Origin of the sequence: Micromonospora gifhornensis (assembly GCF_016863515.1) — a bacterium.
GTDB classification, from domain to species: Bacteria; Actinomycetota; Actinomycetes; order Mycobacteriales; family Micromonosporaceae; genus Micromonospora; species Micromonospora gifhornensis.
The window spans coordinates 206896-228212 of record NZ_BOPA01000018.1 but is presented as its reverse complement, the minus strand read 5'-3'; the positions used below and the strand labels follow the sequence as shown (position 1 = coordinate 228212).

10 protein-coding genes are annotated in these 21317 nt (G+C 72.1%); 4 read left to right on the top strand and 6 right to left on the bottom strand.

Annotation, left to right across the window (positions count from 1 at the left end; genetic code table 11):
- Positions 1 to 11: 11 nt before the first annotated feature.
- The 5 genes from Vgi01_RS13425 to Vgi01_RS13405 form a co-directional block, all read right to left on the bottom strand.
- On the bottom strand, positions 12 to 683 hold the full coding sequence (locus Vgi01_RS13425; RefSeq protein ID WP_204291221.1) for a hypothetical protein: 672 nt from the start codon (positions 681 to 683) through the stop codon (positions 12 to 14).
- A gap of 68 nt (positions 684 to 751) precedes the next feature.
- On the bottom strand, positions 752 to 1006 hold the full coding sequence (locus tag Vgi01_RS13420; protein ID WP_204291220.1) for an acyl carrier protein: 255 nt from the start codon (positions 1004 to 1006) through the stop codon (positions 752 to 754).
- A gap of 3 nt (positions 1007 to 1009) precedes the next feature.
- Positions 1010 to 4171: a non-ribosomal peptide synthetase gene (locus Vgi01_RS13415; RefSeq protein WP_204291219.1), complete on the bottom strand. Its 3162-nt coding sequence runs from the start codon at positions 4169 to 4171 to the stop codon at positions 1010 to 1012.
- A complete protein-coding gene (locus Vgi01_RS13410) occupies positions 4168 to 5667 on the bottom strand; it encodes a class I adenylate-forming enzyme family protein (protein ID WP_239088940.1) in 1500 nt (499 codons plus the stop codon). Before Vgi01_RS13410 ends, Vgi01_RS13415 begins: the two co-directional genes overlap by 4 nt.
- Before the next feature lies 1 nt (position 5668).
- Positions 5669 to 11176, bottom strand: coding sequence for a non-ribosomal peptide synthetase/MFS transporter (locus Vgi01_RS13405; protein ID WP_204291218.1), 5508 nt, complete (start codon positions 11174 to 11176; stop codon positions 5669 to 5671).
- A gap of 137 nt (positions 11177 to 11313) precedes the next feature.
- On the opposite strand from Vgi01_RS13405, the gene Vgi01_RS13400 reads away from it, so the two are divergent.
- Both Vgi01_RS13400 and Vgi01_RS13395 read left to right on the top strand, forming a co-directional pair.
- Positions 11314 to 14187: a condensation domain-containing protein gene (locus Vgi01_RS13400; RefSeq protein WP_204291217.1), complete on the top strand. Its 2874-nt coding sequence runs from the start codon at positions 11314 to 11316 to the stop codon at positions 14185 to 14187.
- A 58-nt stretch (positions 14188 to 14245) separates the two neighbouring features.
- Positions 14246 to 14773 carry a DinB family protein gene (locus tag Vgi01_RS13395; protein WP_204291216.1) on the top strand — a complete coding sequence of 176 codons (528 nt, stop codon included), beginning with the start codon at positions 14246 to 14248 and terminating at the stop codon, positions 14771 to 14773.
- Here the strand turns inward: Vgi01_RS13395 and Vgi01_RS13390 are convergent.
- Positions 14755 to 15240, bottom strand: coding sequence for an SRPBCC family protein (locus Vgi01_RS13390; RefSeq protein WP_239088939.1), 486 nt, complete (start codon positions 15238 to 15240; stop codon positions 14755 to 14757). The two genes, Vgi01_RS13395 and Vgi01_RS13390, sit on opposite strands and share 19 nt — an antisense overlap.
- Positions 15241 to 15481: 241 nt before the next feature.
- Here Vgi01_RS13390 and Vgi01_RS13385 point away from each other — a divergent pair, with 241 nt between their 5' ends.
- Both Vgi01_RS13385 and Vgi01_RS13380 read left to right on the top strand, forming a co-directional pair.
- Positions 15482 to 18298 (top strand): M36 family metallopeptidase, encoded by a 2817-nt coding sequence (locus Vgi01_RS13385; RefSeq protein WP_239088937.1) that lies wholly within the window; start codon positions 15482 to 15484, stop codon positions 18296 to 18298.
- A gap of 223 nt (positions 18299 to 18521) precedes the next feature.
- A complete protein-coding gene (locus Vgi01_RS13380; RefSeq protein WP_239088936.1) occupies positions 18522 to 21278 on the top strand; it encodes a M36 family metallopeptidase in 2757 nt (918 codons plus the stop codon).
- Positions 21279 to 21317: the final 39 nt, after the last annotated feature.

The following is a 21317-nucleotide window of genomic DNA, read 5'->3' as shown; positions in this document are numbered from 1 at the left end:
ACCAGCGCGGATCAGCCGCCGTGTCCCTCGGCCGCGCCGTCGGGCGTCAAGGCGCCGTCCGCGCCGCCGGTGTCCAGGTGCACGTGCTGGTGGCCCTGCCCGGCGTCGATGTTGATCTGGTCGAGCTGGGTGGCGGCCACCGACCAGGTGGTCACGGCGACAGCCGCCTGCCGCGCGGCCAGCGTCAGCCGTTCGTCGGCAGTGTTGTCGGCAGTGGCCAGGGCGAGCGTGTCGACCGCGATGGCGGCCTGTTCCACCGCGCTGCGCAGCCCGCCACGGGCGACGTTCGTGGCGGTCGTACCCGACGGCGGGTCGGCGAACCGCTCGGTCAGCTGCCGCATGGTCTGCTGCCACTTGCCGACCTGCGCCGCCTCGGGTGGGCGGCCGGCGTCCGACGCCTGCCGGATGGCCGTGAGGATGGGCGACAGCTCGTCTCCGGTCCGGTGGGCCAGGTCGGTGAGCTCGATGATCTGCTGCGCGTCGCGCTCGGCGTCGGCCTTCTGCAGCTGCGCGATGCTCGCCTCGGTCTCGCTCGGCCGCCCCACGGAGTAGCCGATCAGCCCGCCGAGCAGGCCGGTGGCCAGCGCCGCCGCAGCGATGCCGGCGACCAGGCGGGTCCGGGCGGACCCCTTACGGGCGGGCGGATCGAGCAGGTAGGAGGGCCTTCCGGTCTTGGGGGACATCACACTCCTCGCATCGACGGCCATCTGGGTGGGAGATTAGCGCACCCTGACGCCGGCCAACGCGGTCATCAACCTCCTGCCGGACCGGTGGCGGTCAGCAGGGCCACCAGGTCGTCGAGGGTGTCCAGGGGCGGACCGCCGTTCAGGTCGACTTCGACGCCGTACTCCAGCTCGATCGCGTCGACCAGGCGCAGCAGGGCGAGCGAGTCGACGCCGAGGGCGATCAGGGAGTCGCCGGCCAGCACGTCGGCCGCCGCCACCTCGCCCGCCGTGGCCTCGCCCACAAGTGCCGCGACCCGCTCGCGCAGTGCAGTGTCATCCACGTCTCAGGACTCCTTCTTCACCTGTCGGACGATGTCGGCGATCTCGGCGATGGTCGGGGTGTCGAAGAAGGCGTCCAGCGGTACGTCGACCCCGAGCCGTTGCTGGATGCGACCGCTGATCCGGGTGATGGTCAGCGAGTGTCCACCCAGGTCGAACAGGTCCTCGTGCACGCCGATGTCGGGGATCCGCAGCACCTCCTGCCAGATCAGCCGAAGCTCCGCCACCAGCGGATCGTTGTCGACCGGCCCGGCGGCGTCGACCGGCCCGGCGGCGTCGACCGGCCCGACAGCGTCGACCGGCCCGGCGGCAACGGCGGTCGGCCGGGCGGTCGGTGCGGGTAGTGCAGCCCGGTCCACCTTGCCGTTCGCGTTCAGCGGCAGCCGGTCGAGGATGACGTGGTCGCTGGGCAGGGCCGCCTGCGGCAGGCTCGACGCGAGATGGTGACGCAGCTCGGCCGGCTCCAGCACCACGCCCGGTCGGGGCACCAGGTAGGCGACCAGGCGCGGCTCGTCGGTGTCCTGCCGGAGCACGGTGACCGCCTCGGCCACCCCGGGATGGTCGAGCAGCCGAGCGTCGATCTCCCCCAGCTCGATCCGATGGCCGCGGATCTTGACCTGGTGATCGGTGCGGCCGAGGAACTCGATGTGCCCGTCCGGCCGCCACCGGCACCGGTCCCCGGTGCGGTACATCCGCTCCCCGACCGGACCGTACGGGTCGGGTACGAACCGTTGCGCGGTCAGGTCGTCGTGCCCCAGGTAGCCGAGGGCCACCCCGGCACCGGCCAGGTGCAGCTCACCGGGCAGGCCGACGGGTGCAGGCAGACCCGCCGCATCCAGGATGTACGCCCGCACGTTCGGCAGTGCAGTGCCGATGGTGACGTCCACGGGGTCGGCGGGAATGTCGGCCATCGTGGCGTACACGGTGGCTTCGGTCGGGCCGTACCCGTTGATCAGCCGGGCCGTGCGGGCCCGCAACTCCCGGGCGAGGGTGACCGGCAGCGCCTCCCCACCGGCGACCGCGACCAGCGGCGGCGCGGGGTCACCCGGGGCACCGAGGCCCGCTTCCAGCAGCACCCGCCAGCCGGACGGGGTGGCCTGGGCGTGGGTGACGCCGGCGGAGCGGACCAACGTCAACACGGCCGGGCCGTCCAGGGCGCTCACCGTCGAGGCGACCACCACCTGACCGCCGGTGACCAGGGGCAGGAAGACCTCCACCGTGGAGATGTCGAACGACAGCGACGTCAGGTGCAGCCAACGGTGCGTCGGCCCGCTGTCCAGCAGGTCCCGGACCCCGAACAGCATGTTCGCCAGCGAGCCGTGCCGGACCGCCACGCCCTTCGGACGGCCGGTGGATCCGGAGGTGTAGAGCACATAGGCCAGTTCATCGACGCCGGGGCGCTCGTCGGGTTCGGTCGGCAGCGAGCCGTCGAGCAGGGCGACGTCGGTCAGCGCCAGGGTGGGCCGGTCCGAGGCGGTTCCGGTGGCGGTCACCACCAGGTCCGGGGCGGCGTCGGCCAGCACCGCCTGCTGCCGGGCCGCCGGGTGAGCCGGGTCGATCGGCAGGTACGCGGCGCCGCAGCGCAGCACCGCCAGCATGGTCACCACCGCCTGCCAGGACCGTTCCAGTGGCATCGCCACAAGCGATGCGGGGCCGATGCCGCGCTGCCGCAACGCCCCGGCGAGCCGCCGACTGGCCTCGTCGAGTCGGCGGTAGCTCAGCGTCAGGCCGCCGTCGACCAGGGCCGGGGCGCCCGGGTCCGCCGCGACCCGGGCGGCGAACAGGTCCGGCACGGTCGCCACCGGATAGCTGCGGGCGGTGTCGGTGCCGGCACGGGTGACCTGGTCGAGTTCCGTGTCGGGCAGCAGCGGCAGCCGCGCCACCGGCCGGTCCGGGTCGGTGATCACGGCGGCGAGCAGGGTGTGCAGGTGTCCGCCGATGCGGCGTACCGCGTCGGTGTCGATGACGGCAGGGCTGTGCTGAAGGCCGACCGTGATGCCGGTGGGCGCGTCGACGATCTGCACGTGCAACGCGTTGCGGGCGGCGCCGCTGAACAGCGTCCACTCCACCTGACTGGGCACGCCGGGAAAGGCCGGCTCGGCGGCACGCCGCCGGTAGGCGACGCTGACCGGGGTGAGCGCCGGTGCCGGCCGCAGGCCGGGCACGGCATGGGCCAGCGGTACGGCCCGGTGCCGGTACACCTCCCGCAGCCGGGCCCGCAGCGCGAGGGCATGCTCGCGGAAGGTCGCCGTGGCGGCGTCGGCGGCGACCGGTAGTTCGTTGACGAAGAGCCCGACCAGGTCGGCCTGCTCAGGGGTACGGGTGGACAACGCCACCCCCACCGGAACGCCCTGGTTGCCGTAGCGGGCCAGCAGGGCATGCAGGGCTGCGAAGAGCACCTCGAAGCGGGTCACGCCCAGGGTGCGGGCCAGCCGGTCGACCCCGTCGACCAGGTCGGCGGGCAGGTCCGCGGCGACGGTGGCACCGGGTTCGGCGGCGGTGGGCAGCCGACGCAGACCGGGCAGGACCACGTCGCCGGGGCCGGACCAGTGCCGGGCCCAGTAGTCGCGGGCGGCGGGCAGGTCTGCGGCAACCCGCTGCTGTTCGGCCGCGGCGAGGCCGGTGTAGTCGCCCGCGGGGCCGCTGTATTCGCCGACGCGGGCCGGCGGGTCGGTGGGCTCGTGCGTCCGGGCGGCGGCGTACGCGACGGCCAGGTCCCGGGCGAGGACGTCCTTGGAGGTGCCGTCGAAGGCCACGTGGTGTGCGGTGACCAGCAGCAGGTGCTCCCCGTCGGCGCCGGTGAGCAGGGTGAACCGGGCCAGCGGTCCGGTGTGCAGGTCGAACGGGCGGGCGATCTCCTCGGCGATCCGGGCATCGGTCAGGTCACCGAAGCCGACCGACGGGCGGGTGTCGGCCGGGGCCAGCCGCGGGGTGCCGTCGTCGTCGCCGGTGATCCGGGCGGACAGGATCGGGTGCCGCTCGATCACGCTCGTGCAGGCCGCGACGAGGGACTGGGTGTCCAGTTCGGCGCCGAACCGTACGCCCAACGCCATGTGATACGCCGCGCCGGCTGTCCCGGCCTGCTCGGTGAACCAGACCGCGTGCTGTGCGTACGTCGCCTCGGCGGTGCCCACATCTGCTCCCCTGGTTGTGCTGGCGGTGGTCATGTCTCGAACAGGTCGGTGAGCTGCCGTTTGAGCACCTTGCCGCCCTCGTTGTGCGGCAGCCGGTCGAGCACCAGGAGCCGGGCGGGCAACTGGTAGTCGGCCAGCCGGTCGGCGAGGAAGCCGCGTACCACGGGCAGGGTGAGGTCGTCCGGGCCGGCCGGGGGGCGGACCACGACGGCGGCGGCGACCGCCGAGCCGAGCACCGGGTGCGGTACCCCGACCACGGCGGCCTCGGCGACCAGGGGGTGTTCGTACAGTGCCGATTCCACCTCCAGCGTGGAGACCTTGAACGCGCCGGTCTTGATCACGTCCTGGTGCCGGTCGGTGAGGTACAGGTAGCCGTCGGCGTCGAGGCGACCGACGTCGCCCATCCGCACCCACCCGTCGCGGAAGGTGGCCCGGTTGGCGGCCTCGTCGCGGTAGTAGGCGCGGGTGAAGGGGGCGCGCAGCCACACGTCGCCGGTGGTGCCGGCGGGCAGCGGGTTGCCGTCGGCGTCGGCGACCATCAGCTGTCCGCCGACCGGTCGGCCGACCGCGTCCCGCCGCGCCGGGTCGTAGATCATCGTGGTCTGCGCCGGGGCCGCCTCGGTGGAGGTGTAGTAGTTGACGATTGTCGCCGCCGGGAAGGCCTCGGCCAGCCGGGCGGCGACCGCCGGTGCCAGCGGCGCGGCGGTGGACCCGATCAGCTGTACGCCGCTGGTGTCCCGTCCGCGCAGCGCGCCGGAGTCGAGCAGTTCGACGGCGATCGACGGGACCACGAAGACGGTGCCGGTGCCGGGGGCCTCGACCAGCCGGGCGAAGCGCAGTGGGGTGAAGCGGGGCAGGGTCAGCGCGCCGGCCTTGGCGGTGAGCGCGTTGAGCAGCATGGTCTGCCCGGCGTTGGTGCCGATGGCGAAGGCGTGCAGGAACCGCCGGGAGTGGGCCAGGGCCAGCCGGCGGGGATGCTGCGGTGCCCCGACGGTCAGGTTGGCGTGGCTGGCCGCCACCCCCTTGGGCCGCCCGGTGGTGCCGGAGGTGTAGAGGATCTGGGCGAGGTCACCGGGGCGGGCCGTCGGGGCGTCGACGTGCTCGGGGGCCGTCTCGGTGAGCAGGTCGGCGCAGGTCCAGACCGGCAGTCCGGCCGGCACGGGCGGGGCGGGGGTGTCGTCGCCGTGCAGCACGGCGGTGGCCGCGCAGTGGGTCAGCGCGTATTCGAGTTGTCCGGCGGCGAGCCGGTCGGACAGGGGCACGGCCACCCCGCCGGCCCGCAGCACCCCGCAGTACGCGACGGCGAAGCGGGTCCAGTCGCCGGCACCGAACAGCAGGCCGACCCGGTCACCTCGACGCAGGCCCCGGGCCCGCAGGGCGGCGGCGAGTCGACTCGACTCGGCGGCCCAGTCGGCGAAGGTCAGGGTGGCCACGCCGTGCACCTCGACGGCCACCTGTTCCGGGTGCAGACCGGCGCGCCAGTCCAGCAGGTCCGGCACCGTACGGGGTGCGGGTGTCGTCGGGGGCACCTCAGGCCGCCTTCCGGCCGGCCGGTACCGGGCTGGTCGCCATGCCGGCGGCCCGGGCCTGGCGTTCCTCGATGCCGACCAGGTCGTCCGGCGGTGCGTCGGGCACCTGGTCGTCGAAGCGGGCGAGCACCGGCGTGACAAGCGCGACCAGCGCCGTGATCGCGATGCAGAGCCCGAACAGCACGTAGAGCAGGCCGTGGCCGCGTCCCGGGCCGACGCCGAGAACCACGCCGACGGTGCCGGCCAGCACGCCGTCGGCGAGCAGCATCGGCTCGGTGATCCGGGCGGCGGCCGGGGCGATCAGACCCCAGCCCAGCGGCAGGGTGGACTGCGCGACCATCTGGTTGAGCGCGAAGACCCGGCCGTGCACGCGCGGCGGCACCTTGGTCTGGATGATCGTGGCGTAGACGCCGTTGACGATGGCCAGGGACGCGTACATGCCGAAGGCGCCGGCGGCGATCAGCGCCAGGTTGGGGCGCAGTCCGGTCAGCATGGCGGCCACCGCGATGCCGAGGGTGCCCAGCAGCACCGCGCGCATCCGGCGGTGCCGAGGGCCACCCCAGACCAGCATCACCAGACCGCCGGTGGCCGCGCCGATCCCGCCGGTGAGGGCGACCTGTGCGACCTCGTCGAGGTCGGCGAAGCCGAGCACCAGCGGGGAGAGCAGGAACAGCACCGGGAAGAGGAAGAGGTTCAGTGCCGCGAAGAAGGTCAGCATGGCCCGGAACTCCCGGCGGCGCAGCGCGTACCGCAGGCCGGCGAGGATCTCCGCGCCGATGCTCTCGCGGCGTTGCAGGGCCAGGGTGCGGGGGAACTTCACCACTGCCAGCACCGTGATGGCGAAGAGGTAGCAGGCCACGTCGACCAGGAGGATGCCGCGCAGTCCGACGGCTTGGAGCAGGGCCACGGCCGCCAGCGGCACCACGAACTGGGTGAGGCCGACGGCGGTCTGGGCCAGGCCGTTGGCGTGGCCGAGGAACCGTTTGGGCACCAGTTGCGGCACCGCCGAGACGAAGGCGAGGCGTTGGAAGGCCAGCGCCACCGACAGCCAGGCGGTGAACGGGTAGAAGTGCCAGATCTCGACCCGGTCGAGGAGCACCAGGACGGCAAGTGCGGCGTTGCCGCCGCCGGCGGCGACGCAGGCGGTCAGCAGGACGGCTCGCCGGCTGAACCGGTCGATCAGCGCGCCGGCCAGCGGCGCGATGAGCAGGCCGGGCAGCAGCGCCAGTACGGCGAAGAGCGCGAACCGGGCGAGGGAGCCGGTCTGCGTGTAGATCCACAGTGGTACGGCGAAGGTGGTGAGCGCGGTGCCCAGGCCGGAGGTGATCTGCCCGGCGGCGACCAGGCCGAAGCGCCGCATGCTCGGTGGTGGTGCGGTGTCCGTCCGGCTCCGGCCGGTCGGTGACGGTTCGGCGCCACGGTCGGAGACGGCGGCCAACTGCCAGGCCGGCTCGGGGTCGACCACGGTGAAGGTCTCGACGGCCGCCGGGCCGGGGGTGTCGATGCGCCGGTGCACGTCGGTGACGATCTCGGCCAGTTCGACGGCCCGGTACTTGAGGAAGTAGTGGCCGCCCTCGTCGATCACGGCGAGCGCGGTGCGGTCGCTGAGGAAGTGCCACTCGCGGTAGCGCTCCTCGTGGAACTCGGTGCCCCGGTCCCGCTCCCCCACCACCGAGATGATCGGTGCGCGCAGTGGTGTCACCCGCTGGCGCATCAGCTCGGTGAAGTACTCCTCGGAGACCTCGGCGTCGTGGCGCATCGCCCGGATCAGGAACCGCACCTCGTCGGGCGCGAGCTGACCGATGTTGGTGCCCTGCGCCTGCAGCCAGGTGCGGTAGATCCGGTCGCTGCGCAGCCGTTCCGCCAGCCGCAGGCGCAGCAACGGCCCGAGCAGGCCGCCGGCGGGTCGACCGAAGGGGAAGACCGCGCCGAGGTACACCGCCTGCAACTCCCGGCCGACGGCCTCCAGCCGCCGGGCCACCTCCACCACCAGGGCCCCACCCGGTCCGCAGTGTCCGTAGAGGATCAGCGGGCCGCTGACCCGGTCCAGGATCTCCGCGACGACGTCGGCGGCGACCTCGTCGATGGGCGCGGGGTCGTCGGCGACGCCGATGTCGTGTCCGGGTACGGCCACCGACAGCAGTCGGTGTCCGGGGGGCAGCGCGTCGGCCAGCGGCTGGTACACCACGGCGCTACCGCCGCCGTACGGGACGCAGACCAGGGTGGCGACGCGCTGCGCGGCGGGCACCGGCGGGGTCAGCTCGTACAGCAGCCCGCTGCTGCCGGCCGCGTCGCCGCCGACCAGGTGCGCCAGTTCGCGTACGGTGCGGTGGCGGAACAGGTCCATCACGCTGACCGTCGGTGCGACGGCGCCGAGCACCTCGGGCAGCTCCCGTCGTAGCCGGGCCACCACCTGGGTGGCCAGCAGCGAGTGCCCGCCCAGGTCGAAGAAGTCGTCGCCGGCGCCGACCTGCGCGACTCCGAGCACCGCCTGCCAGATCCCGGCGATCAGGGTCTCCACCGGTCCGTCCGGCGCCACCTGCTCGGCATCGCCGGTCGGTTGGTCGGTCGGCGCGGGCAGGGCGCGCCGGTCCACCTTGCCGTGGTCCTGCAACGGCAGCCGGTCCAGCAGCACCCAGCGGCTGGGCAGCATGTGTTCGGGCAGCCGTTCGGCGAGCCGGCGGCGTACCTGCGCCGGCTGAGGCGGATCCGTCTCGGTGGCTGGTTCCAGGTAGGCGACCAGCCGGTCGTCGCGCAGCAGCACGGCCGCCTGCCGGATCTCGGGGCAGTCCCGCAGGGCGGCCTCGATCTCCCCCAACTCGACCCGGTAGCCGCGGATCTTCACCTGGTGGTCGCGTCGGCCGAGGAACATCAGCTGCCCGTCGTTGCGCCAGCGGGCCAGGTCGCCGGTGCGGTAGAGGCGGGCGCCGGGTGGGCCGTACGGGTCGGGCAGGAAGCGTTGCGCGGTCAGCTCGGGCCTGTTCAGGTAGCCGCGGGCCAGCCGGTCACCGCCGAGGTACAGCTCGCCGGGCACCCCGACCGGCACCGGGCGCATCCGCTCGTCGAGCAGGTAGACCCGGGCGTGTGGCAGGGGCCGCCCGATCGGCACCGCACCGGTACCGGTCTCGGTGGCGGGTACCTCGTAGGTGCTCACGCCGACGGTGGCCTCGGTGGGGCCGTAGTGGTTGAAGATCCGGGCCGGCCCGGCCGCGAGCGGGGCGATCCGCTCCAGGTCGGATGCCTCGCCGCCGAGGATCAGCGCGCGGGCCGGCAGCAGGTCACCCGGTTCGGCGTCGGCGGTGAGCGCCGTCAGGTGCGACGGGGTGATCTTCAGGTAGTCGATGTGCCGGGCCCGCAGCCGCTCGGCGAGTTCCGTGCCGGTGCACCGGCGGGGCAGCAGGTGCACCGCACCTCCGGTGGCCAGCGCCAGATAGAAGACGGTGACGCTGAAGTCGAAGGACATCGACTGCAACAGTCCGTACCGGGCGGCCGGGACGATGGCGAACCGGTCGGCGACCCCGTCGAGGTACCGCAGCACCTGCCGGTGGGCCACCGCCACCCCCTTCGGGGTGCCGGTGGAGCCGGAGGTGTAGATGACGTAGGCCAGGTTGTCACCGGTCGCGGTGGCCACGGGCGCGGTGTCCGGGCCGGCGGCGACCTCGGCGGCAATCTCGTCCAGGCAGGCCGTGGGCAGCTCGGCCGGCAGCAGGTCCCGCAGGTCGGCGCTTGTCAACACGATGCTCGGGCGGGCATCGGCGAGCATCAGGCCCAGCCGGGCGGCCGGCTGCTCCGGATCCAGCGGCAGGTAGGCCCCGCCGGCGCGGAGCACCCCGAGCAGGGTGGCGGCCAGTTCCACGGACTGTTCCAGCAGCACCCCGACCAGGGTGTCGGGGCCGACGCCCCGCCCGCGCAGCCAGCCGGCGAGCTGGTTGGCCCGCCGGTCCAGCTCCCGGTAGGTGAGCGTCTGCGACTGTTCACCGACCACCGCCGGGGCGTCGGGGGTGGCGGCGACGTGCCGGTCGATCAGGTCGGCCAGGGTCGTCGCGCCGCCGGTGACGCCTGTGGTGTCGTCGACCTCGGGTCGACCCAGCGCCAGGGTGCCGTCCCGCTCGGTCGGGTCGAGCAGGTCGAGGTCGACCACCGGGCGGTCCGGTGCGGCGACCGCGCCGCGCAGCAACGTCTCGAAGCTGGCCGCCAGTCGCCGTACGGTGGCGGCGTCGAACAGGTCGGTGTTGTAGACGAACATGCCGCGCAGCCCGTCGACGCTCTCGCCGACGTACAGCGACAGGTCGAAACGGGCGGTCGAGGCGTCCGTGCCCACCCCCTCGGCGCGCAGCCCGGGCGGCCAACCGCTGCCGCCCTGGTCGTAGTTCTGCAGGGTGAACAGCACCTGGAAGACGGGGGTACGACTCACGTCGCGCGCCACGTTGAGGTCGGCGACCAGCCGCTCGAACGGGATCTCCTGGTGGGCCAGCGCCCGCACGACGGTGCCGCGGGTGCGCCTGAGCAGGGCCGCGAAGCTGGGTTCGGTGGCGGGTGTGTCCGGGCCGGTGGCGGTCGGCGACAGGTCGGCGCGCAGGGCGAGGGTGTTGACGAACAGGCCGACGAGCCGTTCCAGCTCCGGCACGACCCGGCCGGCGACCGGCGAGCCGATGGCGAAATCCCGCTGGCCGCTGTAGCGGAACAGCACGGCCTGCAGGCCGGCGAGCAGCGTCATGTACAGGGTGCTGCGGTGGGCCCGGCTGAGTCGACGCAGCCCGTCGGTCAGGTCGGCGTCGAAGGCGAAGCGGTGGGTGCCGCCGGCGTACGCCAGCACGGCCGGTCGGGGCCGGTCGGTGGGCAGGTCCAGCGGCGGCACGTCGGCCAACGCCGTACGCCAGTAGGCGAAGCCGTCGCCGCTGGCCGGGCCGTCCAGTCGGGCCCGCTGCCAGGCGGCGTAGTCGAGGTAACCGGTCGTCGGGGCTGCCGGGGCGGTGCCGCCGTCACGCAGCGCGCCGTAGGTGGCGGCGACCTCGCCGAGCAGGATGTCAAGTGACCAGCCGTCGCTGACGATGTGGTGCATCGCCAGATGCAGCAGCTGCTGTTCGTCGTCGATCCGCACCACCAGGGCCCGCAGCAGCGGCGCGGCGGCCAGGTCGAATGGGGTGTCGACGGCTGCGGTGACGAGTTCCCGGGCGGCCTGGTCGGATTCGGCGGCGGCGACCGTGACCGGTACGCGGACCTCGGGCAGCACCTGCACGACCGGTTCGCCGTCGGCGTTCTCGGTGAACCGCATCCGCAGGCTGTCGTGCCGGGCGGCGGTGGCGTCGAGGGCGGCCCGGAGCAGATCGATGTCCAACGCTCCGTGCAGCCGCACCGTGGCGTAGATGACGTAGGCGGCGGTGCCCGGGCTCAGCTGTTCGGTGAACCAGATCCGTTCCTGGGCGAACGACAGACGCGGCCGATCGGTGGATCGGCATGATTCCGGCGAGTCGGTACGACTCCAGGCCGGCGCGTCAACGTTCGTCACGCAGCGCCTCACTCCGATGACGGATGGGAGTCAGTAGTGTGCACGGCGCATCCAACAGCGCGGATCGGCTGATCGGTCCACTGTGTAAGACTCGATCGATCGATCCGGCACCCGTACGGCCCGGTCTACGGTCGGGAATGCCATTCACGGACGTCGTCATTCCGGTCGAGTGGGCCTCGGAGCCCCTGGCACCCGCCGAGTTCAGCGGTGCCGGAGCCACCACGGCGCCGCTGACCTGGGCGCAGCAGGTGCTCTGGCGCTCGATCAGCCGGTTCGGCTCGAACCACCGTTTCCTCAATCTGCGGCGTACCGTCGGTGTCTCGGCGCGGGCCGCGACCGACATGCCCACCGCGCTGCGGGCGGTGGGTGCGCTGGTCAGCCGGCACGCCGCGCTGCGCACCCGGCTGCCGCTTGTCGACGGCGAGCCACGGCAGGAGGTGGCGGGCACCGGGGTGCTGCCGGTGCTGCTCTGCGCCGGGGTGGGTGACGGTGCCGAGGCGGCCCGGGCGGCCGCCGAGCGGCTCGCCGACGTCGCGTTCGACCACGCTGCCGAGTGGCCGCTGCGGGTGGCGCTCGTGACGGTGGACGACCGGGTACGCCAGGTCGTGCTGGTGTTCAGTCACACCACGGTGGACGCCCACGCCGCCGAGGTGGTGATGCGTGATCTTCGGCTGCTGTTGCTGCGCGGACGGCTGCCCACCCCACCCGGCCCGCAGTCGACCGACGTGGCCCGGTTCCAGCACGGCCCGGACCGCCGACGGTCCGAGCGGGCGGCGGCGTACTGGCTGCGGGAATACCGGCGGCTGCCGCAGGAGCCGTGGGAGGCGACCGGCCCGGGGCTCGACCCGCCGGCGCGGCGCGGCGTGCTGGTCTCCGCCGCCATCGACACGGCCGCCCGGATGGTCGCCGCCCGGCACCGGGTCAGCGCCTCCGCGGTGCTGCTGGCCGCCTATCACGCGGTCGCCGCCCGACACAGCGGCCGTACGCTTGTCGGTCTGTATCCCATGGCGCACAACCGGTTCCGCACCGAGTACGCAAATGCCGTGGCGAACCTGGGTCAGGTCGGCTTCTGCGTGGTGGACCTGACCGGCCGGCCCGATTTCACCGAACTGCTCTCCCGCGTCTGGATCGCCTCGCTCAACGGCCTGCGGCACGCGTACTACCACTCGGCCTCGCTGCGTGCGACCTTCGAGGAGCAGGGCATCGACTTCGACTCGATGTTCGGGCCGCACTACTACTTCAACGACGTACGGCTGTCGGTCGGTGGTGGCGGGACACCACCGGTGGCGACGCCCGCCGACCTTCGGGCCGCCGTGGCCACCAGCACCTTCTCCTGGACGGAAGGGCTGGAGCAGACGGCCTGGCACATGTTGGCCCACGTCGTGGACGAACCCGGTGGGGTGGGCATCACGCTGACCGCCGACACCCGGCACATCGCGATGGACGCCGTGCAGACGCACCTGCGCGAGATGGAGGAACTGGTGGTGGCCGCCGCCCACAGCGACGTGCCCTGGCCCTGGTCACCGCCCGCCACTGGCACGCTTCCCACCGCCGACGCGCCTCCCACCGCCGACGCGCCTTCCGCCGCCGCCGCGGCAGCCGAGGCGGGTGTCGTAGCGGTCGTCGCCGACGGCGAGGAGGTCGTCTCCGCGCCGTTCGACGGTGGGCGCGCCGCAAGCGCGCCGCTGACCTGGGGACAGCGGGCGATGTGGCGCAGCCTGGACGAGTTCGACTCCCCCGCCGGTTACCGGGCGCTGCGCCTGCCCCGTCAGCTGCCCGTCCCCGCCCGCGTGGAGCTGACCGTCGCGCGGGCTCTCACCGCGATCGGCGCGCTGGTCAGTCGGCACGAGTCGCTGCGTACCCGGTTCCGCCGCCGCGACGACGAACTGCACCAGGAGGCGGCAGCCGCAGGCCGGCTGCCGGTGCTCGTCCACCCGGTGCTCCGACCCGAGGACGACCCCGACGGCCGAAGGGCCGCGACCGGGTTGACCGCCCGACTGGGTACGCCCCGGTTCGACCATGTCGCCGAGTGGCCGCTGCGGGCCGCGCTGGTCACCGTCGACGGCCGGGTACGGCAGGTGGTGGTGGTCTTCAGTCACGCCACCGTCGACTTCCACGCCAGCGACCTGGTGCTGCGCGACCTGCGGGCGTTGCTGGCCGGCGTGACCCCCGCCGCTGCCGGCCTGCAGTCGCTGGGCCTCGCCGGCCGGGAACGCGATGTCGAGCAGCGGCGCTCACAGCGGGCGATCGCGTACTGGGTGCGGCAGTTCGCGGGCCTCGCGCCGAGCCTGTCCGAGGCGGTCGGGCCGGCACCGGAGCCCCGCTTCCGACGCGGCTCGCTGGTGTCCACGGCGGCGCACCACGCGGTGGGGCTGCTCGCGGCCCGCAACCGGACCAGCACCGCCAACGCGATCCTGGCGGCCACCGCCGCCGGGCTTACCGGCGACGGCGGCCAGCAGACGTGCGGGATCGTCGTGATGGCCAACAACCGTTTCCAGCCCGGGCACGCCGAGGCGATCGGCACCCTCAACCAGATCGGGTTGTGTCGACTCGACCTGTCCGACCGGCCCGGCTTCACCGAGTTGCTGTCCCGGACCGGGCGGGCGGCGTTGGACGCCTACCGGCACGCCTACTACGACCCGGCGGTGTGGGAGCGCACCTTCACCGACCTGGGACACGATCACCGGACCTTCCTGGCGCCCTACTGCTATCTCAACGACGCCCGGCTGCTGCGCGAGGTCGGCCCGGCGCAGTCGGACGCCGACGGGGCCGGCCTGCGAGCGATGCTGGCGGACAGTCGCTTCCGCTGGTTGACCGAGCTTGATCAGTTCCCGTGGCGCTGCCGCCTCCAGGTGCTCGACGCGCCCGAGGGGATCGAGTTGATCGTCACCGCCGACACCCGGTACTTCCCGGCGCAGCGCGTCGAGCCGTTCCTGCGCGGCATCGAGTCACTGCTGGTCGAGGCGGCCCACCGGGACGTGCCCTGGCCGTGGACGCCGACCGCCGGATGACCCGCACGTGCACCGAAAACCGTTCGGCCGGTACGGCGTCGGATGCGATGATCTGGCGATGTCCTCCTCGCGTCGTGACCTGCTGCGGTGGCAGTTCGACCTGACCTGGTTGCTGTTCGACTACCACCTGCAACGGTTGACGCCGGAGCAGTTCCGCTGGGAGCCTGTCGCGCACTGCTGGACGGTCCGCCGGGACGCGGCGGGCCGGTGGGTGCCGGACTGGGCCGACACCGAGCCCGATCCGGTGCCGGTGCCCACCGTCGCCTGGCTCACCTGGCACATCGGCTGGTGGTGGGGCGTCGCCCTCGACCACCTGCAGGGCCGGCCACCCCGCGAACGCACCGAGATCCACTGGCCCGGCGACGGTACGCCCACCATCGAGTGGCTGGACGAGCTACGGACGCAGTGGCACGACGTGCTGGACCGGCTCACCGACGCCGACCTCGACCAGGTCGCGCCGTTCCCGTGGCCGTACGACCCGGAGCACACCGTGGCCCATCTGCTGGCCTGGGTCAACGCCGAGTTGATGAAGAACGCCGCCGAGATCGGTCAACTCCGGCTCCTGCATCAGGCGGACTCGGCCTGACCGTTCATCCGGCGGGTCAACTCGGCCGCCCGGTACGCCGCGACCTGACGTGCCTGGCCGGTCACGAAGCGCCGCAGCAGCGCCGGGGCGGTGGCCGTGACCCGCTCCTGCACCCGCGTCCCGGTCTCCTCGGCAGTCAGGTCCACCACCGCGCGTAGTCGCACCCGGGCGGGACTGACCACGTCGCTTACCAGTTGGGCACCCGGCCGGGTGGTGACCATGCGCACCCGGATCCGGTTGTCCCAGCGCAGCAGGCGCAGGAACCGGAACCGCTCGACCGCGACGTAGTCGGTCACCGTGCGCCCCTCGGCGTCCCGGCTGATCCGCACGTCGTCGACCGCCACGATCAACGGTGACAGTCCGATGTAGCTGTGCGGATCACTCAGATGAGTGAACACCTGATCCACAGAGGAGGAGACCAGGAAGGTTGTCACGAAAGCGATCTCGGGAGTCGGGCCGTCGAGCACGCTCTCATCCTGCCATCGACGACCGTAAACCGACATCTGTATAAGCGAATCATCGAAATGTTTGGTCAACCGTCGGATGACCGGTCGTGAGCTGCGCCGTAGCGTCAACGCGATTCACCTCGCACGGGCTCGGTCACACACAGTGATCGCCGGGCGAGTGTCGCGGACAGCCGCGACGGACCGCCTCGGCGGTGGTGGATCGGAGCCCGCGCCGTCCTTTCAACCCCCAAAAGGAGCAAAGGTGCCCCTACAGCCCCGACGATCTCGTGGCAGACGCGCCGCAGGGGTGGTCCTCACCACCACCCTCGTCGCGTCACTGACCACACTCGCCGCCAACCCCGCCTCGGCCGCGCCCGAGGAGGCCCCGGCCCGGTCGAACCCGCTCTTCCTGACCGGCCCGAACGCCGGTGCCGCCGAGGACATCGCCATTCGCTACCTGCGCGGCAATGCCGCCGCGCACGGGGTGAACGCCGCGGATCTCAGCGACCTGAGCATCCTGTCCAGCTACACCAGCCGGCACAACGGCGTCACCCACGTCAACCTGGCTCAGCGCCACCAGAACCTGGAGGTGTTCGGCGCGGTCGCCACGGTGAACATCGCCAAGGACGGCAGCGTCATCCTGGTCGGCGAAACCCTGGTCACGGACCTGGCCAAGGGCACCTCCGGCACGGCGGACCTCAACGCCGTCGACGCGGTCGAGGCCGCCGCCGACGCTCTGGACCTGGCCGCGCCGAAGAGCCCCAAGGTCCTCAGCCGGGCCGGTGGCGCGGCGCAGAAGACCGTGGTGTCGGAGAGCGGCATCTCCGACGAGCCGATCCCGGCGAAGCTGGGTTGGCAGCCGACCGAGGACGGGCTGCGCCTGGCCTGGCAGCTGGTCATCGACGACTCCTCGGACTCCCACCTGTGGAACGCCACCATCGACGCGGAGACCGGTGAGCTGCTCGACGTCGACGACTGGACGACCCAGCACGAGGCCCACGAGGTCGCCAACAACCTGGACGCCCTGGCGCCCGGGCGGGCCACGACCCTGAACACCGCGGGCTTCCACACCCACGAGCCGGTGCAGGACGGTTCCAGCTACAACGTGTACGCCGGACCGGCCGAGAGCCCGAACGACGGCCCCCGCACCGTGGTGACCAACCCGGCCGACCGGGTCGCCTCGCCGTACGGCTGGCACGACACCAACGGGGCGCCGGGCGCGGAGTTCACCACCACCCAGGGCAACAACGTCCACGCGTACCAGGACACCGACAGCAACAACGCCCCCGACTTCGGCAGCAGCCCGGACGGCGGGCCGAGCCTGACCTTCGACAACCCGGTCGACCTGAACGAGCACGCGCAGAGCTACCGGGACGCGGCGACGGCGAACCTGTTCTACTGGAACAACATCATCCACGACGTCACCTACCGTTACGGGTTCGACGAGGCGTCGGGCAACTTCCAGATGAACAACTACGGCCGTGGCGGCGTGGGCGGCGACTACGTCCGGGCCGAGGCCGCTGACGGTAACGGCACGAACAACGCCAACTTCTCCACCCCGGCCGCCGACGGTGGCGCGCCGCGCATGCAGATGTTCCTGTGGCCGGGCAACCAGTTCGGTGCCCAGAACCAGGTCGTCGTGGACGGCGTGGGCTCCTTCGACGCGACCTGGTCGCGGTTCAGCCCGGCGCCCTCGGTCGCCGGGCTGCCGGGGCACCGCTTCGTCTACGCCGGTACCGGCTGCAACACGGCGGCCTACCCGGCGACGCTGCCGGGCGGCAACTGGATCGCGGTCGTCGACGGCGGCACCGCGGCCTGCACGTACCTGCTGCGTACCCAGGTGGCCCAGTCGCTCGGCGCCAAGGCCGTGGTGGTGGCGCACAACGCCACCAGCGCCGCGCCGGTGCTGACCGGTGCCATGACCACCGCGCCGGTCGCCATCCCGGCGGTCGCCGTGAGCCAGGCCGACGGCAACGCCATCAAGGCCGCCATCGCCGCCGGTGACGTCACCGGCTCGGTCCGCAAGCACCCCAGCCACCCGGGCATCCGCGACGGTGACTTCGACGCCGGCATCATCATCCACGAGTACGGTCACGGCATCTCCAACCGCCTGACCGGTGGCCCGGGCGTCAACTGCCTCAGCGGCAACGAGCAGATGGGTGAGGGCTGGAGCGACTACTTCGCGGTCACCATGCTGCTCGACCCGGCGCTCGACACCGCCGACGGGGTGCGTGGCATGGGTCCGTACGCCCTCTTCCAGGAGGACCGCAGCGGTGCCGGCATCCGGCCGCGTCCGTACTCGCGGAACATGGACATCCAGCCGTTCACCTACGACAGCATCAAGACCGGTGGCTGGCTCAACGGTGCTTCGCTGGCCGCGCCGCACGGCATCGGTCACGGCTGGGCCTCGGTGCTGTGGGACATGACCTGGGACCTGATCGACCGGCACGGGTTCAACCCGAACGTCTACGACGCGTGGAACACCGGCGGTAACAACCTGTCGCTGCAGCTGGTCATGGACGGACTCAAGATGCAGGGTTGCGGCCCCGGCCTGGTCGCCGGCCGCAACGGCATCATCGCCGCGGACGCCGCCCTGACCGGTGGCGAGAACTCCTGCACCCTGTGGGCGTCCTTCGCCCGCCGGGGCCTCGGCTACAGCGCCGTGCAGGGCACCACCAACCGCGACGACAACACCGAGGCGTTCGACACCCACCCGTCCTGCCGCGGTGACTTCCTCAACCGTACGGGGATGAACACCCTGGACGCCGGCGACGCTGCGCCGATGCAGTTCCAGCTCGCCAGCAACCGGGGCCTGGACATCCTGGCCAGCAACTCCCCGTACTCGCGTCTGGTGGACTGCGACACCCTCCAGACCGTCAACCCCGACGGGCCGATCACGCCGCGACCGACCCCCGTCAAGGCGGTCAACCCCGGCAACTCGAAGATGTCCGTCAACGCCAAGGGTCGGTACAACTACGTCTGGAAGACCGACCCCGCCTGGGCCGGCACCTGCCGAGAGTTCGTACTCACCCTCGACAACGGATTCCAGTACCGCACCTACTTCAAGTTCATCGGCTGATCTCTGACAGCTGATCGGAGGTAGAGCCGGAGGGAGCGTCCCGCACGACGGAACGCTCCCTCCGGTGCGTACAGCCCCTGACACCGTGGCTGACCACGGCCGCGGTGGATCGCGGCGACAAGCCGTCGTATCCCGTACAGCGAAGGAGCCTTTGGTGTCCTCATCCCCCCGGAGATCTCGTGGTCGACGCAACGCCGCTTTGGTGTTGTCCACCACCCTCGTCGTGTCCCTGACATCGGTGTCCGCGCCCGCCTCGGCGGCGCCCGAGGAGGACGCGGGTACCTCGAACCCGATCTTCCTCACCGGCCCGAACGAGGGCGCCCCGGAGACCGTCGCCGTCAACTACCTGCGGGCGAACCCGGCCCAGCACGGTGTCGGCGCGGCCGATCTCAGCGACCTCGCGGTCGCGTCGAAGTACACCAGCCGGCACAACGGCGTCACGCACGTGAACCTCGCCCAGCGGTACCAGAACCTGGAGGTGTTCGGAGCCACCGCCACCGTCAACCTCGCCAGGGACGGCAGCGTCGTCTTCGTCGGTGACAGCCTGGTGGCCGACCTGCGGGAGAACGCCGCAGGCGTTGCGTCGCTGGACGCCCTCGAGGCGGTGGAGGCGGCCGCCGACGCCCTTGACCTGGCCGAACCGAAGAGCCCACGGGTGATGAGCCGAGCCGGTGGCGCCGCCCAGCGCACCATGATCTCCGGTAGCGGCATCTCCGACCAGCCGATCCCGGCGAAGCTGGGTTGGCAGCCGACCGAGGACGGGCTGCGGCTGGCCTGGCAACTGGTCATCGACGACTCGTCGGACCCGCACCTGTGGAACGTCACGGTCGACGCCGAAACCGGCGACCTGCTCGACAGCGACGACTGGACCACCCACGACCACCCCAAGGACCTGGCCGCCACCCTGGGCCGACCGGAGCAGCGGACGGCCGCGGCCATCACCGCCGCAGACATCGAGATCCCGACCGTCCTGCCCCGTAACCAGGTCGTCGACGGGTCCAGCTACCGGGTCTTCGAGTTCCCGAAGAACGACGCCAACGAGGGACCGCGCAACCTGGTGACCAACCCGGCCGAGGGCACCGCCTCGCCGTACGGCTGGCACGACACCGACGGGGTCCCGGGTCCCGAATACACCATCACGCGGGGCAACAACGCCCACGCCTACACCGACCGGGACGCCAACAACCAGGTCGACCCGGGCAGCTCCCCCGACGGCGGACCCGGCCTGACCTTCGACTTCCCCGCCGACCTCGACGAGCACCCGCAGACCTACCGTGACGCTGCGGTGGTCAACCAGTTCTACTGGTGCAACGTCGTGCACGACCTCACCTACGGCTACGGCTTCGACGAGCCGTCCGGCAACTTCCAGGTCAACAACTACGGTCGTGGCGGCGTCGGCGGCGACGACGTGATGTGCGAGGCGCACGACGGCTCCGGCCAGAACAACGCCAACTTCTCTACCCCGGCCATGGACGGCGGCCGGCCCCGGATGCAGATGTTCCTCTGGCCGGGCAACCAGTTCGGCCTGCCCAACGCGGTGACTGTCGGTTCGGGTGCCGGCGCGGCGACCTACCAGGCGGAGTACGCCCGGTTCACCCCCGCCCCCACTCGGGACGGCTTCGCCGGTGCCCTGGCGCTCGTCGACGACGGGGTCGGCAACACCGGCGACGGCTGCACCGCGTACAGCCTGCCGGCCGGCGCGATCGCCGTGCTCGACCGCAGCAGCAGCTGCAACTACCACACCCAGGTCAGCAACGCCGAGCAGGCCGGCGCGACCGCCGTGGTGGTGGTCAACAACGTGGCTGGCGCCCCGGTGGTGATGAACGGGTCGATGAACCCGGCGGTCACCATTCCCGCGGTGATGGTGAGCCAGGCCGACGGCAACGCCATCAAGGCCGCCCTGCCGTCCGCCGCGAAGGTGCACCGCAACCTGGACCGCCCGGCCATGCGGGACGCCTCGTTCCGCGCGGAGACGATCTTCCATGAGTACGGTCACGGGGTCTCGCTGCGGCTCACCGGTGGCCCGACGGTCAACTGCCTGACCGGTAACGAGCAGATGGGCGAGGGCTGGAGCGACTTCCTCGCGATCGTCTCGCTGATCAACCCCTCCCTCGACAACCCCGAGGGCCCGCGTGGCTACGGCCAGTACGCGCTGTTCCAGGACAGCCGCACCGGTGACGGTTTCCGGCCGCGTCCGTACTCGCGGAACATGGACATCCAGCCGTTCACCTACGACAGCATCAAGACCGGTGGCTGGCTGGACGGCACCTCCCTGGCCGCGCCGCACGGCATCGGTCACGGCTGGGCCGCCGTGCTGTGGGACATGACCTGGGACCTGATCGACCGGCACGGGTTCAACCCGAACGTCTACGACCCGTGGAACACCGGCGGTAACAACCTCGCTCTGCAACTGGTGATGGACGGGTTGAAGATGCAGGGCTGCGGCCCCGGCTTCGTCACCGGCCGCAACGCCATCATCGCCGCGGACGCCGCCCTCACCGGTGGCGAGAACTCCTGCACCCTGTGGGCGTCCTTCGCCCGCCGGGGGCTGGGCTACAGCGCGGTGCAGGGCACCACGAACCGCGACGACAACAGCGAGGCGTTCGACACCCACCCGTCCTGCCGGGGTGACTTCATCGGTCGTACGGCGATGAACACCGTCACCGCCGGATCGGCTGCGCCGATGCAGTTCCAGCTCGCCAGCAACCGGGGCCTGGACATCCTGGCCAGCAACTCCCCGTACTCGCGGCTGGTGGACTGCGACACCCTGCAGACCGTCAACCCGGACGGGCCCGTCACGCCCCGACCGACCCCGGTCAAGGCGGTCAACCCGGGCAACTCCCAGATGTCCGCCAACGCGAACGGTCGGTACAACTACGTCTGGAAGACCGACCCCGCCTGGGCCGGCACCTGCCGAGAGTTCGTGCTGACCCTCGACAACGGGTTCCAGTACCGCACCTACTTCAAGTTCGTCGGGTAACCCCTGACCGAGAGCCGGGGAGCGTTCCGAGCCACGGAA

Bases quoted from the DNA above. Each gene is read 5' to 3' on its own strand.
- Vgi01_RS13400 (WP_204291217.1), top strand. From the start codon at position 11,314: ATGCCATTCACGGACGTCGTCATTCCGGTCGAGTGGGCCTCGGAGCCC.
- Vgi01_RS13415 (WP_204291219.1), bottom strand. From the start codon at position 4,171: ATGACCACCGCCAGCACAACCAGGGGAGCAGATGTGGGCACCGCCGAG.
- Vgi01_RS13425 (WP_204291221.1), bottom strand. From the start codon at position 683: ATGTCCCCCAAGACCGGAAGGCCCTCCTACCTGCTCGATCCGCCCGCC.
- Vgi01_RS13395 (WP_204291216.1), top strand. From the start codon at position 14,246: ATGTCCTCCTCGCGTCGTGACCTGCTGCGGTGGCAGTTCGACCTGACC.